10 protein-coding genes are annotated in these 13525 nt (G+C 60.8%); 4 read left to right on the forward strand and 6 right to left on the reverse strand.

Annotated elements, in window-relative coordinates:
* Window positions 1-67: 67 nt before the first annotated feature.
* The gene (locus ACK9YZ_RS08305) at window positions 68-1783 is read left to right on the forward strand and encodes a type I secretion system permease/ATPase (protein WP_416066832.1); all 1716 of its coding nucleotides are present in this window, start codon (window positions 68-70) and stop codon (window positions 1781-1783) included.
* Window positions 1780-3078: an HlyD family type I secretion periplasmic adaptor subunit gene (locus tag ACK9YZ_RS08310; RefSeq protein ID WP_216758013.1), complete on the forward strand. Its 1299-nt coding sequence runs from the start codon at window positions 1780-1782 to the stop codon at window positions 3076-3078. The genes ACK9YZ_RS08305 and ACK9YZ_RS08310 overlap by 4 nt, the downstream gene beginning before the upstream one ends.
* 79 nt (window positions 3079-3157) lie before the next feature.
* Here the strand turns inward: ACK9YZ_RS08310 and fdhA are convergent, their stop codons facing one another.
* The 3 genes from fdhA to ACK9YZ_RS08325 all read right to left on the reverse strand — a co-directional run bounded on the left by fdhA (window position 3158) and on the right by ACK9YZ_RS08325 (window position 8457).
* The gene (gene fdhA, locus ACK9YZ_RS08315) at window positions 3158-4348 is read right to left on the reverse strand and encodes a formaldehyde dehydrogenase, glutathione-independent (protein ID WP_183804768.1); all 1191 of its coding nucleotides are present in this window, start codon (window positions 4346-4348) and stop codon (window positions 3158-3160) included.
* A 269-nt stretch (window positions 4349-4617) separates the two neighbouring features.
* On the reverse strand, window positions 4618-7455 hold the full coding sequence (locus tag ACK9YZ_RS08320; protein ID WP_416066243.1) for a M16 family metallopeptidase: 2838 nt from the start codon (window positions 7453-7455) through the stop codon (window positions 4618-4620).
* 333 nt (window positions 7456-7788) lie between these two features.
* Window positions 7789-8457: a DUF2161 domain-containing phosphodiesterase gene (locus ACK9YZ_RS08325; RefSeq protein WP_416066244.1), complete on the reverse strand. Its 669-nt coding sequence runs from the start codon at window positions 8455-8457 to the stop codon at window positions 7789-7791.
* A 206-nt stretch (window positions 8458-8663) separates the two neighbouring features.
* Here ACK9YZ_RS08325 and ACK9YZ_RS08330 point away from each other — a divergent pair, with 206 nt between their 5' ends.
* Window positions 8664-9275, forward strand: a complete 612-nt coding sequence (locus ACK9YZ_RS08330) for a TerC family protein (protein ID WP_216758016.1) — start codon at window positions 8664-8666, stop codon at window positions 9273-9275.
* On the opposite strand, the gene ACK9YZ_RS08335 is transcribed toward ACK9YZ_RS08330, so the two are convergent.
* The 3 genes from ACK9YZ_RS08335 to metG are packed head-to-tail and all read right to left on the reverse strand — an operon-like array spanning window position 9272 to window position 12426.
* The gene (locus ACK9YZ_RS08335) at window positions 9272-10084 is read right to left on the reverse strand and encodes an MBL fold metallo-hydrolase (protein WP_416066245.1); all 813 of its coding nucleotides are present in this window, start codon (window positions 10082-10084) and stop codon (window positions 9272-9274) included. The two genes, ACK9YZ_RS08330 and ACK9YZ_RS08335, sit on opposite strands and share 4 nt — an antisense overlap.
* Before the next feature lie 4 nt (window positions 10085-10088).
* Complete coding sequence (locus ACK9YZ_RS08340; protein WP_216758018.1) at window positions 10089-10871, reverse strand: TatD family hydrolase; 783 nt, start codon at window positions 10869-10871, stop codon at window positions 10089-10091.
* A gap of 4 nt (window positions 10872-10875) precedes the next feature.
* The gene (gene metG, locus ACK9YZ_RS08345) at window positions 10876-12426 is read right to left on the reverse strand and encodes a methionine--tRNA ligase (RefSeq protein ID WP_216758019.1); all 1551 of its coding nucleotides are present in this window, start codon (window positions 12424-12426) and stop codon (window positions 10876-10878) included.
* Window positions 12427-12660: 234 nt separating this feature from the next.
* Between metG and ACK9YZ_RS08350 the strand changes: the two genes are divergently transcribed.
* Entirely contained in the window at window positions 12661-13449 is a 789-nt protein-coding gene (locus ACK9YZ_RS08350; RefSeq protein WP_216758020.1) for a sulfite exporter TauE/SafE family protein, read from the forward strand.
* Window positions 13450-13525: the final 76 nt, after the last annotated feature.

A 13525-nucleotide genomic window follows, 5' to 3' on the forward strand; every position in this document is an offset into this window, starting at 1 on the left:
TTCGATATTGAACGGACTTGCCATCTCGCCATTTCAGAAGGGCGGGAAAGACCTCGCGGCAGAAGCGATGCGACGCAGCAGCGGAGGCTTGATCGCCGTTGGCGTCGCAAGCGCGCTGGTCAATGTGCTCTATCTTACCAGCTCCTTCTTCATGCTGCAGGTCTATGACCGCATCATCCCGAGCCGAAGCATCCCGTCGCTGATTGCGCTCGCCCTTCTGGCACTGTTGCTCTATGCCTTTCATGGGGGCTTCGATCTCGTGCGCGGGCGCATTCTCGTCCGGATATCGGGTGTTTTCGACGAGGTGATGAGCCGTCGTGTGTTCAAGGCGACGCTAAAAGCGCCGCTCAAGGGCAGGGTGGCCGGTGACGGCCTTTCCCTGCTACGGGACTTCGATCAGGTTCGCAGCTTCCTTTCTAGCCCCGGCCCGTCAGCCTTTTTCGATTTGCCCTGGGTACCGCTCTATGTTGGCATCTGTTTTCTGTTCCATCCGATCATCGGCATCATTGCTATCTGCGGCGCGCTGATCCTGATGGCGCTGACCTATCTGACGAATAGAAGCTCGCAGGCTTCGGCCAAAAAAGCCTATGAACTTGCGACCGAGAGAAATGCACTTGCAAGTGCGGCGCAGCGCAATGCAGAAGTGGTCCAGGCCATGGGCATGGCCGACGAACTAGCCGACAGCTGGTCCGCACGCAACGATGCCTACCGCGATGTTCAATCCGGCAACGCCGATACGGTCAATGGCTACTCGATTGTATCCAAGATCTTCCGCATGGCGCTGCAGTCGGGCGTACTTGCCGCCGGTGCCGTGTTGGTCATCGAAAACCTGGCCTCGGGTGGCGTCATCATTGCTGCTTCGATCCTGACATCTCGGGCACTCGCACCTGTCGAGCAGGTGATCGCCAGCTGGAAGGGCTTTGTCTCAGCCCAGCAATCCTGGAAGCGGCTGCGCCAGACACTGGCCCTGCTGCCCGAGACAGTTTCCCCGCTCGAGCTGCCTGCGCCATCCCGCGAGCTTGCCATCGAGGAGATGTCGAGTGGCGCCCCTGGCAAGCAAGAGCTCATCGTGCAGGGCGTCAGTTTCACGCTGCGGGCAGGGAACGCACTCGGCGTCATCGGCCCGAGCGCCTCGGGCAAATCCTCGCTGGTGCGTGCTATCGTCGGCCTTTGGCCAGCATATCGCGGGTCGGTGCGCCTCGATGGCGCAGCACTCGATCAATGGGATGATATCTCGATCGGACGTCATATCGGCTATCTGCCGCAGGATGTGGAACTCTTTGCCGGCACCGTCGCCCAGAATATTGCCCGCTTTCGGAGCGATGCGCAGGCAGCAGAGATCATCGCGGCAGCCCGCAAGGCCGGGGTCCATGAGCTGATCCTGCGGCTACCGAAGGGTTACGAGACGGAAATAGGGGCGGGCGGCTCCATGCTTTCGGCCGGCCAGCGTCAACGCATCGCCCTTGCTCGGGCGCTCTATCGCGATCCCTTCCTCGTCGTGCTCGACGAGCCGAATTCCAATCTAGACATTGACGGAGAGTCGGCGCTCGCCGGCGCGATCTTGAGCGTTCGCCAGCGCGGCGGCATCGTCATTGTCGTTGCTCACCGGCCAAGCACACTCTCCAGCGTCGATCTCGTGCTGGCAATGCGCGAGGGGCAGGCGCTCGCGTTCGGGCCGAAGGATCAGGTGCTCGCCAAGGTGCTCCGCGCCGAAAATCTGACGGAGCAACCGAGACATGGATCGCTGAAGGTCGTCGGCGATAGTCAGGAGCAGGGCCGATGATGAAGAAATCGCAGCACTCGCTGAACCGTCACATCTTGTCCGTCTGGGTCCTGTCTGTCGCCCTTGTCGGCGGCATGGGAGGCTGGGCCGCCTCGACGTCGCTTTCCAACGCCGTGGTCGGGCACGGCACCGTAATTATCGACCAGAACGTGAAGAAGATTCAGCACCTTACGGGCGGTATCGTGTCGGAACTAATGGCAATGGAAGGGGGGCACGTCCAGGCCGGCGACGTCCTTCTGCGGCTCGACAGCACCTCTGTGAAAGCCAATCTCGCCATCATCGACAGCAATCTTGCCCAGCTCTATGTCCGTCGCGCTCGCCTGCAGGCTGAACGCATCGGCGCAACGGAATTCTCCGCCGACGATATTCCCGCAAATGAGCTGGATATCGACGTCAGCAAGAACCTGATCGACGGTGAGGTCCAGCTTTTCAATGCCCGCCGGTCGTCACTGGTCGGGATGCGCAAGCAGCTGGAAGAGCGCAAGGCGCAGCTCGCCGAGGAGATACAGGGCGATACGCTGCAACTCGCATCGATCGATGAGGCGACCAAGCTCGTCGATCAGGAATATGATGCCGCCGCCAAGCTTTACAACCAGAAGATCGTTACGATGCAGAAGGTCAACGGCCTCAAGCGCCAGCGCGTCGAACTCGACGGCAATCGCGGCGAGCGGCTGTCTTCACGGGCGCAGGCGGAGGGCAAGATCGCCGAGATCAACCTGCAGATATTGCAGCTCGACGAAGATCGCAGGACCGAGAATTCGAAGGATCTGACGGATGTCGAGGCCAAGACTGCCGAAATGCAGGAGCGTCGCATCGCGGCCGTCGACCAGATGAATCGGCTGGAGCTGCGCGCACCGATGAGCGGTCGCATCTATCAACTGACAGTCCATACCGTTGGCGGCGTCGTCAATCCCGGCGAGGTGTTGATGCTGCTGGCGCCGGATCAGCGTGACTTGACCCTCGAAGCGAAGATTGCCACACGCGATATTGACCAACTCACGCTCGGTCAGAAAGTCGATATCCGTTTCAGCGCCTTCGATCAAAAAACGACACCGGAGGTGCAGGGCGACGTCGTATCGATTTCGCCCGATGTCGTGACCGAGCAGCGCAGCGGCACCGACTACTACCCCGTGCGCATCAAGCCGGAACCGGCGAGCTTGCAAAAACTCAGCAACATGAAGCTCTACCCCGGCATGCCGGCAGAGGTCTTCATCAAGGTCGCCGATCGTTCCGTCCTTTCATACATGACCAAGCCGCTGATGGATCAGATCAGCCACACGTTCCGCGAGGAGTGAATTTCCCTGCGAGAGCAGGGCGCGGATCATCTTTGCAATGGCTGCACCGGGGCGTTACCGCCCCGGCACATGATGCCGATCAGGCCGCCTTGGCGACCTCGCCATGCGGGTCGAGAACGAATTTCGTTGCGGCACCCTGGTCGAAGCTCTCATAGCCCTGGGCAGCATCTTCAAGCGAAATCACCTTCGCATTGACGATGTCGGCGATCGGCAGCCGGTCATGCAGGATCGCCTGCATCAACTGGCGGTTATATTTGATAACAGGCGTCTGACCGGTATGGAACGACTGCGCCTTCGCCCAGCCAAGGCCGAAACGCAGAGAGAGGCTGCCATGTTTTGCCGCATTGTCCACCGCGCCCGGATCTTCTGTAACGTAGAGGCCGGGAATGCCAATGGAGCCGGCGGCACGGGTGATCTCCATCATCTGGTTCAGCACGATCGCCGGCTGTTCGCCGCCCGAATGTCCACGCGCTTCGAAGCCGACGGCATCGATCGCGCTGTCCACTTCATTGGTGCCGACCACCTGCGCGATCATGTCTCCGAGCCGGTCGCTCTTCGAGAGGTCGATGGCTTCGAAGCCGACACGGCTGGCATGGGCGAGACGGTCCTTGTTGAAATCGCCGATCATCACCACGGCCGCGCCGAGGATACGGGCGGACGCTGCCGCCGCAAGGCCGACCGGGCCGGCGCCTGCAACGTAAACGGTCGATCCGACGCCGACCCCGGCTCTGACGGCACCGTGAAAGCCCGTTGGAAGGATATCGGAGAGCATGGTGAGATCGCGGATCTTAGCCATCGCCTTGTCGCGGTCGGGTAATTTCAAGAGGTTGAAATCGGCATAGGGGATCGTGACATAGCGGGCCTGACCGCCGATCCAGCCACCCATGTCGACATAGCCGTAGGCGCCGCCGGCACGCGACGGATTGACCGTCAGACAGACGCCGGTGTCCTGCGATTTGCAGCAGCGGCAGCGCCCACATGCCACATTGAAGGGCACGGACACGATGTCGCCGACATCGAGCATTTCCACATCGATGCCCTTTTCGATGATCTCGCCGGTGATTTCGTGCCCAAGCACGAGGCCGGGCATTGCTGTGGTACGGCCACGGACCATGTGCTGGTCCGAACCGCAGATATTGGTGGAGATGACTTTCAGGATGACGCCATGTTCGATACGGCGGCCATCCGGCGCCTCGAGTTTCGGATCGTCGATGTCGCGGACTTCCACCTTGCCGGGCCGCAAATAGACGACGCCACGGTTCTTGCTCATTTCCGTCTCCTCCGTTGAAATCAAGGCAATGCGCCAGCAGCTCCTCCCGCGGCGTTTGCCTGCTACAGAGTAGACCAGAAAGATTGGAACGCCGTCCCGAAAGCGACGCCTTGCAGGCGGAAACCAGCAAAACAGGACCAAAGTGCATTCGCGCCGATGCGGTCCGGCCCTCACCTTGGCGGACCCGGGGCAGGTGGCCTTTCCCCGCCAGGTGGGGTGTCTCCTGCCCACGCGGCCGCCTTCGGGATCCCGCCTGAAGCGCGCTGGGCCTATCGTACCGCTGCGGGCAGCACCTCGAATTTCCAGAACTTGTCCGGCTGGAAGTAGGTCGTAGCAAACTGGCGGATATCATCGGCGGTGACCTTGTCGTAGCCACTGAGATTGTCGCGTATCCGCTCTAGGCGGCGAGGGTCCGTTTGAGCGCCGTTCAGATATTGCACCCAATATTCGTTACTTTGCTGCTGGTGCTTCAATGTTTCGATAATCGGCGCTCGGGCACGAACAAGTTCGTCCGGCCAGACATCGTTCGATCTGAGATCGGCAGCGATTCTGTCCACGAGCGCATAAAAATTCTCGACCTTGGCTGGCGTCGTTTCGACATAGAAATAAGCGTAGCCATACCCGGGAATGTCCCATGACAGGTCCATGGCGCCCCGCGGACTGTAGGTTGCGCCTTCGGCAATGCGGAACTGATCTATCAGCCTGTTTTCGTAGATCTGGGCAGCGACGTTTGCGACAAAGCCCCGCTGCATATCTGAAAGCATGTCGCCGATCGGAGCGGCCACGATGGCCGCCGCATTATCGGCTCTGCCGCTATGTGTCCGCATGACCGGTTTTTCAGTACGCGCGGGGAAATGCACTTCGTCTGCCACATTGGCCGGTGTCGTATCCGCGCGGGCCGGCAACGTGCCGAAGGTTTCCGCCGTCCGGCGGACTGCCTCGTCCGCCGTTATATCGCCGACAATGGTGATATCGATCGGCGCCGTGGAGATATGGGGCCGGAACAGTGCTTCGAAATCTTCCAGCGTCGTGGCGGACAATTGCGCTCGGTCCGGGAAGGTCCAGCGCGGATCGCCGGAATGCACGAGGCCGGCAAAATCGCGACTGATGACGGCGCCCGGCGTCGCCTCATACTGATCGAGGTTGTTCAAATAGGCTTGCTGGACGCGCTTGAAAACTTCAGGCCGGTAAGCCGGATCGGATGTGTAGGCTGTCATGATCTGCAATTGCGTTGCAAGATCCGCCGTTTGCGTCTGACCGGTGAACTGGAAGGAGCTGTCGCCCACGGAGAAATCGATACCCGCGATATTGGCCGCCAGCGCTTTCTGCAAATCCGGATAATCCATCGCCTTGGTGCCAGAAAGGACGACGGCTGGCGATGTCCAGATCGGCAGAGGGCGGTCGTTCGGCAGATCCAGCCGGCCGCGACCGAGATCCTCGCGCACCAGCACTTCGTTGGCGCGCAGCTTGGTCGGTTTGACGGTGAGCCGCACGCCGTTGGCAAAGCGCACCATGGTCAGGCCGAGATCTTCGACAACGCGTCGTTCGACGACCGTGCCGGGCTCGCCAAAATGCGTGTAGGGCCAGACAACGGCCGCCGCGCTTGCCGGGGCCGTAACCGGAACGGCGAGGGAGGCGTCATAGGCCTGCCTGATATTCCCGGCACCGCCCTGCGGCGCTTGCTCTGTCTGCAGCACGAGCTGCGGACCGTTGCCGGAGAAGACATGCGCGAGGGTCTGGTTGACCTCGGCTGCTGTGAGGCCCTTCGTCATGGCCTCGAACATTGACAGATCTTCCTCAGGTGAGGTGAAGACCTGATTGTCATCGACGCTGCTCGCCAGCATGGAAGCGATATCGGGGCTCGTGCGTGTCGCAGCCCCGGCCGCAGCGGCCTGCAGAAGCGAGCGATATTCGATGATTTCGCGATCGATCTCAGCCTGCTCGGCGCCGAATTGCTGGAAGCGGCGTTGCTCCTGGTCAATGGCCGCCAGGGCCGCCTGCCATTTACCCGGCTCGGAATTCGCCATGACGGCAACGAGACGGGCGGAGTCGAAAAGATCCTGAGAGCCAGCGGTGGCGCTGATGAAGGGTGCATCAGCTCTGTTTGCCATGGCGCTCAGCCGGCGCTTGAGCGCGAGGAGACCGAGATCCTCGATCAGTTCGGCCCGGCGTTTGGCAAAAGTGTCAGGTGAAGCGTCGTAGGGGCGCGTCCAGGCGATCTGTACGCTCGTTGTGCCGCCCGGAACCGCGATGACCTCGGCGCTTTCGCCTTTCGCCTTCAGTGTGCCGAGATCGGGTTTTTGCGGCTCAGGACGGGCGGCCTTCCAATCGCTGAAGCGTTGCCTGATCTCGGTCTCGATTGCGGCCGGATCGATGTCGCCCACTACGATCAGCGTGGCGCGATCGGGCCGGTAGTTGGTGTGGTAATAGTCACGAAGCAGATCGACTGGCGCATGGCTGATGATATCGACCTTGCCGATCGGCGGGCGCAGGGTCGCACGCCGGCCGGCGAGCAGGGAGTTCGTGACGCCGATTGCGGCGCGATATTGCGGCGTGTCACGCAGCCGCTCTTCCGACAGGATGACGCCGCGCTCACGATCGAAGGCGCCGGCATCGAGTGTCAACTCGCTTGCCGTCTCGCGCATCAGCATCAGGCCGGTAGAAAGCGTATCGGCATCGACCTCGGGAAGATCGAGCGAATAAACGGTCTCGTCATATGAAGTGTTGGCGTTGGTGTCCGGCCCGAAAGCCAGGCCCTTGCGCTGCAAGATGCGGATCATCTCTCCTTCAGCGACATGGGTCGAGCCCTTGAAGGCCATATGTTCGAGGAAATGCGCCAGCCCTTGCTGATTGTCGTTCTCGTCCAGCGAGCCTGCGCCGATGCGGAAGCGGATTGCAGCCTGTCCCGGCGGCGTAGCGTTGCGCATGATCGCAAACCGCATGCCGTTTTCGAGCGTACCGAAGTGGATGCCGGGCTCCGCCGGCAGATCGCTCCGCGTCTGTGGCCAGGGCGCGGACGGGCTTTCAGCATGGGCCGGCAGCCCCGACGTAAAGATCGCGGCAAGCGCCACCGCTGCCAGGAATCGCGGAAAAATAAGGAATATCATATGTTTAAAGCATTCTGTTCAGATGGTGGGCATGAAGAGGGTGTGTGACGTTGATCGAACTATCAGGCAGGTTGCATCTCACATCAACGTCTATTTTCCGGGACGGATGCATCGCCATAAACATCGTCGTGGACGTGCCGTCCATCTTCGACAATATCGATCCACTGCAGGTCGCGCTCGCTCATCACTATCAATCCCATCCGCAATCTCCCAGGTCATCAAAACCCGGGGAGAGTGACATTCCAACTTTGCAGAAACAGGACACTTCAACTTTGCGGCTACAAACAAAGATCGCATAAGATAGATTATGGAACTAAAATCTGTGCCAACCTGCTATTCGGCCGCCTGCATCTCCGGCTGCGGCCATCGCAGCAGCGCTTCCCGTCCGGCGTCCGTCAAGCCATAGATGCCTCTGTCGAGCCGCTCGAACCAGCCGTAGACATTGGACTGCAGGATCTTGCCTGCCTCCGGCACGCCGGCCCTTATATCGCGCATGCGCAGCGGTCCCGACATCAGCGCTGCCGCGCAGCCGAGCGCCTGCTGGCGATACGCGGTCATGACCGGCGCACGCGTGCTGCCGCCCAGCGCCGGATCGCCGCGCCGTTTCTGGTGCTCGCGCATAAGCCTCGAACGTCGCTTCGGATTGGTCCGCGGCATTGGCGATACGCAGCCGACGATGATGCTGACGTCGCCGGCGTCGGAAATGCCGAGCATGCCGATGCCGAGCCTGCGGCAGAGATCGCGATAGCGCTTGTCGGCTTCGCGGCCTTTGCCCTTGGCCGAGATCCGTGCCGCGATCCAGACCTCATCTGAAACGGCCGCACGGTCAACGGCCTGCAGGATCAATTCGAGATTGAAGCTCATCTTCAGTTCGCAGACCACGACCACAGGCGGATCATCATCGCTCAAGCCGACCAGATCGCAGCCGCCGACTTCGCCCTTGACGACGTAACCTGCCTTTTCGAGGAAGCCTTTGACGGGCAGATAAAGCGAAGTTTCCATGGGCCTGCGGATCGAAGAACGAATCGTTCCATAATCTACATCGATCCGTCGATGCGTGACACTGCATCGAGTGCAACTGGCCGGATTACGCGGCCGAGATTACACATGCCATGGCCGTGGATGCGGCCGCCAGCGCACCTTCGCCGGTTGACGGAAAAGCCTCAAGACGCTAGCACGCTCGAAGCATTTTTTGGGGGTAATTGAATATGGATATTTTCACAGCGGCCGGTCTGACGGCTCTGCTGCAGGTCATTGCTATTGACCTGGTTCTCGCCGGTGACAATGCCGTCGTCATCGGTCTTGCGGCCGCAGGCCTTGAAGCGACGCAGCGTCGCAAGGCGATCATTGTCGGCATTCTGGCGGCAACCATCCTCCGCATCCTGTTTGCCAGTGTCGCCGTCTATCTTCTGGCGATCGTCGGCCTGCTGCTGGCCGGCGGCCTGTTGCTTCTCTGGGTCTGCTGGAAAATGTGGCGCGAGCTGCGCGCCGGCCATGGCGGGGAACATGCCGCCGAAGCCAACGTATCGGCGCCGAGGAAGACCTTCTTCCAGGCTGCGACGCAGATCGTCATCGCCGATGTTTCCATGTCGCTCGACAACGTGCTGGCTGTTGCGGGGGCGGCGCGCGAACATCCGAGCGTGCTGGTCCTCGGCCTTGGCCTCTCCATCGCGCTGATGGGCATCGCTGCGAACCTCATCGCCCGGCTGCTCAATAAACATCGCTGGATCGCCTATGTCGGTCTGCTGATCATCCTCTATGTCTCGCTGGACATGATCCATCGTGGATACGTCGAGATTGCGCCTTATATCGGCAGCTAAACCTCGACTTCGAAGCTCATCTGATCGAACGCCGGCACCACGTGATCCGGCGTTTCCGCCATGACGACATCATAATCGAGCGGCGTATGCATATGTGTCAGGACCGCCCGCCTGGGCTTCAGCCGCTCGATCCAGTCCAGCGACTGTTCCAGCGAAAGATGGCTCGGATGGTAGACATATTGCAGAGCATCGATGATCAGCATGTCGAGGTTCTGCAGCTTCTCCACCGTCTGTGGCGGGAAATCGCTGACGTCGCTGCAATAGGCCACATCCCCGATACGGAAGCCGAGCGAATGGATGTCGCCGTGCTGTTGCAGAAGCGGCATGCAAGCGATCGTTCCGCCCCGCCCATGGATTTCGACGGGTTTTTCCAGATCCTCGATCACGATTGGCAGTGCAATTGGCGGATAGTTGCTGCCCGGCGGCGTCTCCAGGCAATAGCCGAAGGCCTCTCGCAGCCTGCCCATGGTGAACGGTTCGGCAAAGATCGGCACGCGCCGGCGGGTGTTGTGGAAATAGCCGCGCAGATCGTCGATGCCGTGAATATGGTCGGCATGCGGATGGGTATAGAGGACCGCATCGACATGGCCGACGCCTGCCCTGATCATCTGTTCGCGGAAATCCGGGCCGGTATCGACCACGACGGTCGTTGCAGCACCATCAGCGGCGAACTGCTGGATCATGAACGATGCGCGCGTCCGGCGGTTCTTCGGATTGGCTGGATTGCAGGCGCCCCAGTCACCGGTGATGCGCGGCACGCCTGGCGACGACGAACAGCCGAGAATGGTGAACCGCTGCCGTCGTGACACGCCGCTAGATCCTCGGCATCTTCGAAAACAGCCGGAAAGCGTTATCTGTGGTGATCCGAGCCATATCTTCGTAAGGAAGGCCGATCGTATCGGCCAGTACCTCGGCCGTATTCACCACATAGGACGGCTCGTTGCGCTTGCCGCGCCAGCGCTTCGGCGCCAGATATGGCGCATCGGTTTCGACGAGCAGCCGCTCATGCGGAATGGTCTTGGCGATTTCGCGCAACTCTTCCGATTTCGGGAAGGTCAGGATGCCCGAAAAGGAAATATAACCACCGAGTTCCACACCGGTCTTTGCAAGCTCGGGACCGGCCGAGAAGCAATGCAGAATGAAGGGAAAGGCCCCCTTCCCCGTCTCCTCGGTCAGGATCGCAGCCATGTCGGCATCGGCGCTGCGGCTGTGGATGACGAGCGGAAGCTGCGTCTCCCGAGCGGCTGCAATATGGCGCCGAAAACCGGTCTGCTGGTCCTCAGGCTTCTGCGTGTCGTAGAAATAGTCGAGACCAACCTCACCGATCGCCACGACCTTCTGATGGGTATTGGCAAGGCGAACCAAATCTTCCGTCTGGATATCCAGTTCGTCACCCGCATTGTTGGGATGCGTGCCGACCGAGCAGAAGACGGAAGGGTATGTTTCGGTGATAGCAAGCAGCCCGTCGAGCTTGCGCACGCGGGTGCAGATCGTCACCATCTGCGCAACGCCGGCTGCATGGGCGCGTGCCACGATCTCGTCGCGCTCCGCTTCGAAATCGGCAAAGTCCAGATGGCAATGCGTATCGACCAGCACAGCTTTAAGCCTCCGGAGCCACGTAACGCGGGAAGACCGGCTTGGGTGCTTCCAGCGGCGTTCCCGGCACCAGACGGCCGGCTTCGCCGAGCGCTGCGAAGTCTCTGCCGCCAGCAGGCGCGGCGACGAGATCGAGCAGCTTGCCAGCCGATTCCGGCACGAAAGGCTGCAGCAGAATGGCGATCTGGCGCACGACTTCGGCCGTTACATAGAGCACGGTGCCCATGCGCGCCGGATCGGTCTTCTTCAGCGCCCAGGGCTCCTGGCCGGCGAAATAGCGGTCGGTTTCGGAGACGACGGCAATGATCGATGCCAGCGCGCGGTGGATGAGCTGCTTGCCCATGTCCTCGCGCGTCGAGGCATGCAACGCGTCGGCCTGCGCCAACATCGCCTTGTCCTCATCCGTCAGCGGTCCGCATTCCGGGATCTTGCCGTCGCAGTTCTTGACGATCATCGACAGCGAGCGGCTGGCAAGGTTGCCGATGCCGTTGGCGAGGTCGGAATTGATACGCGTGCCGATCGCCTCTTCGCTGTAGCTGCCATCCTGGCCGAAGGAGACTTCGCGCAAGAAGAAGTAGCGTACCTGATCCAGGCCGAAATGGTTCACCAGATTGACGGGATCGACGACATTGCCGAGCGACTTCGACATCTTCTCGCCCTTGTTGAGCAGGAAGCCATGGGCAAAGACGCGCTTCGGCAGCGGCAGCTTCGCCGACATCAGGAAGGCCGGCCAGTAGACGGCGTGGAAGCGGATGATGTCCTTGCCGATGATATGCACATCGGCCGGCCAGTATTTCGCCCGCGGTCCGTTGCGGTCCTCGATATAGCCGGTCGCGGTGATATAATTGGTCAGCGCGTCGACCCATACATACATAACATGCGAGGGATCGTTCGGCACCTTGATGCCCCAGTCGAAGGTGGTGCGCGAAATCGACAGGTCCTTGAGGCCGGACTTGACGAAGGAGATCACCTCGTTGCGGCGCTCGGCCGGGCCGATGAAATCGGGGTTTTCCTCGTAGTGCTTCAGCAGCCGGTCCTGGTATTCGGAGAGCTTGAAGAAGTAGCTTGCCTCTTCCACCCATTCGACCGGCGTACCCTGCGGCCCGTAGCGCACGCCATCGGAGCGCAGCTCGGTTTCGTTTTCCTGGTAATAGGCCTCGTCGCGCACGGAGTACCAGCCGGCATAGGAATCCTTGTAGACATCGCCGTTCTCGGCCATCAGGTTCCAGATGTTCCGCGAGGTCTCGTGGTGACGCTCCTGCGTGGTGCGGATGAAGTCGTCGTTCGAAGCGTTGAGCAGCTTCGCCATCGCCTGGAATTCGCCGGAATTGCGGTCGGCAAGCGCCTGAGCCGTGATACCTTCTGCGCGTGCCGTTTGCTGCATCTTTTGGCCGTGTTCGTCCGTCCCCGTCAGGAAAAAGACATCCTTGCCATCGAGGCGCTGGTAGCGCGCCATGGCGTCGGTCGCGATCAACTCATAGGCATGGCCGATATGCGGCTTGCCGTTGGGATAGGAAATCGCGGTCGTGATGTAGAAGGGGGTCTTGTCTGTCATGGCGGCCAATTCCGGCTTACTCTATAAAAATCGTCAGCCGCTATTAGCGCATGTCTCGCACAAGCGAAACATCAAGTTTCGCAGCCGCCGACGATTTCAAAGACGCGTGGCGGTGAACTTGACTCGCGTTCTGGCGCAATCTACCCCTTCTCCCACAAGAGGGCGGGACGGAAGCAAAGTGCGATTTTTCATCGATCGAAATAGTCATGGCCGTGCGCCCTCGGAGGCGCGCATTTGACGTTCGAGCCTCTCTATTCCCTGTCCGGTCTCGTGGTGGGAGCGCTGGTCGGCATCACCGGCGTCGGCGGCGGATCGCTGATGACGCCCCTGCTCGTGCTCCTCTTCGGCGTCCATCCGGCGACGGCCGTCGGAACCGATCTTCTCTATGCTGCCATTACCAAGACCGCCGGCACGGCCGTCCACGGCATGCATGGGCGCGTCAACTGGAAGATCGTCGGCAGTCTTGCAGCCGGCAGCGTTCCTGCTGCACTTCTGATGCTCTGGCTGATGGCCGGCGTCGACCGCAAGAGCATCGGCGTGACCAGCACCATCACAACGGCGCTCGGCTGGCTTCTGGTCATGACCGCGATCATGCTTGTTTTCCGCAGCCAGATTCTCGGATTCGCCCGCCGCGCCATCGGCGATCGCATGCCGCCCAAGCCGGCAACAATCGCAGTCTTTACCATTGTTCTGGGCTTTGTGCTCGGCGTGCTCGTCACCCTGACCTCCGTCGGCGCCGGCGCCCTCGGCGTCACGATCCTGCTCATCCTCTATCCGCGGCTCGATGTGCGTGAGATCGTCGGTTCCGACATCGTCCATGCGGTGCCACTGACGCTGATCGGCGGCACGGGTTACTGGATCATCGGAGAGATCGACTGGGCGATGCTGCTTGCCCTGCTTGCGGGCTCCATTCCCGGCATCATCGCCGGCAGCCTTCTTGCGCCGAAACTGCACGAGCGCACCATCCGTATCGTGCTGGCCGTCACGCTTGCGATCGTCGCCTGGAAGTTGCTGGCCGGCTGACCAGAGCAATTCCAACAAGAGTGTGCAGCGGCTTTGGGTTCAGAATTGCATAAAAATAAAGAGGCAGAACGTCCTT

Origin of the sequence: Rhizobium sp. ZK1, from assembly GCF_047782645.1 — a bacterium.
Classification (GTDB): Bacteria; Pseudomonadota; Alphaproteobacteria; order Rhizobiales; family Rhizobiaceae; genus Rhizobium.

What these genes read in the sequence shown, in the direction of transcription:
- ACK9YZ_RS08310 (WP_216758013.1), top strand. Translation starts at nt 1,780, where the DNA reads ATGATGAAGAAATCGCAGCACTCGCTGAACCGTCACATCTTGTCCGTC.
- ACK9YZ_RS08320 (WP_416066243.1), bottom strand. Translation starts at nt 7,455, where the DNA reads ATGATATTCCTTATTTTTCCGCGATTCCTGGCAGCGGTGGCGCTTGCC.
- metG (WP_216758019.1), bottom strand. Translation starts at nt 12,426, where the DNA reads ATGACAGACAAGACCCCCTTCTACATCACGACCGCGATTTCCTATCCC.
- ACK9YZ_RS08305 (WP_416066832.1), top strand. Translation starts at nt 68, where the DNA reads ATGCGACGCAGCAGCGGAGGCTTGATCGCCGTTGGCGTCGCAAGCGCG.
- ACK9YZ_RS08325 (WP_416066244.1), bottom strand. Translation starts at nt 8,457, where the DNA reads ATGGAAACTTCGCTTTATCTGCCCGTCAAAGGCTTCCTCGAAAAGGCA.
- fdhA (WP_183804768.1), bottom strand. Translation starts at nt 4,348, where the DNA reads ATGAGCAAGAACCGTGGCGTCGTCTATTTGCGGCCCGGCAAGGTGGAA.
- ACK9YZ_RS08330 (WP_216758016.1), top strand. Translation starts at nt 8,664, where the DNA reads ATGGATATTTTCACAGCGGCCGGTCTGACGGCTCTGCTGCAGGTCATT.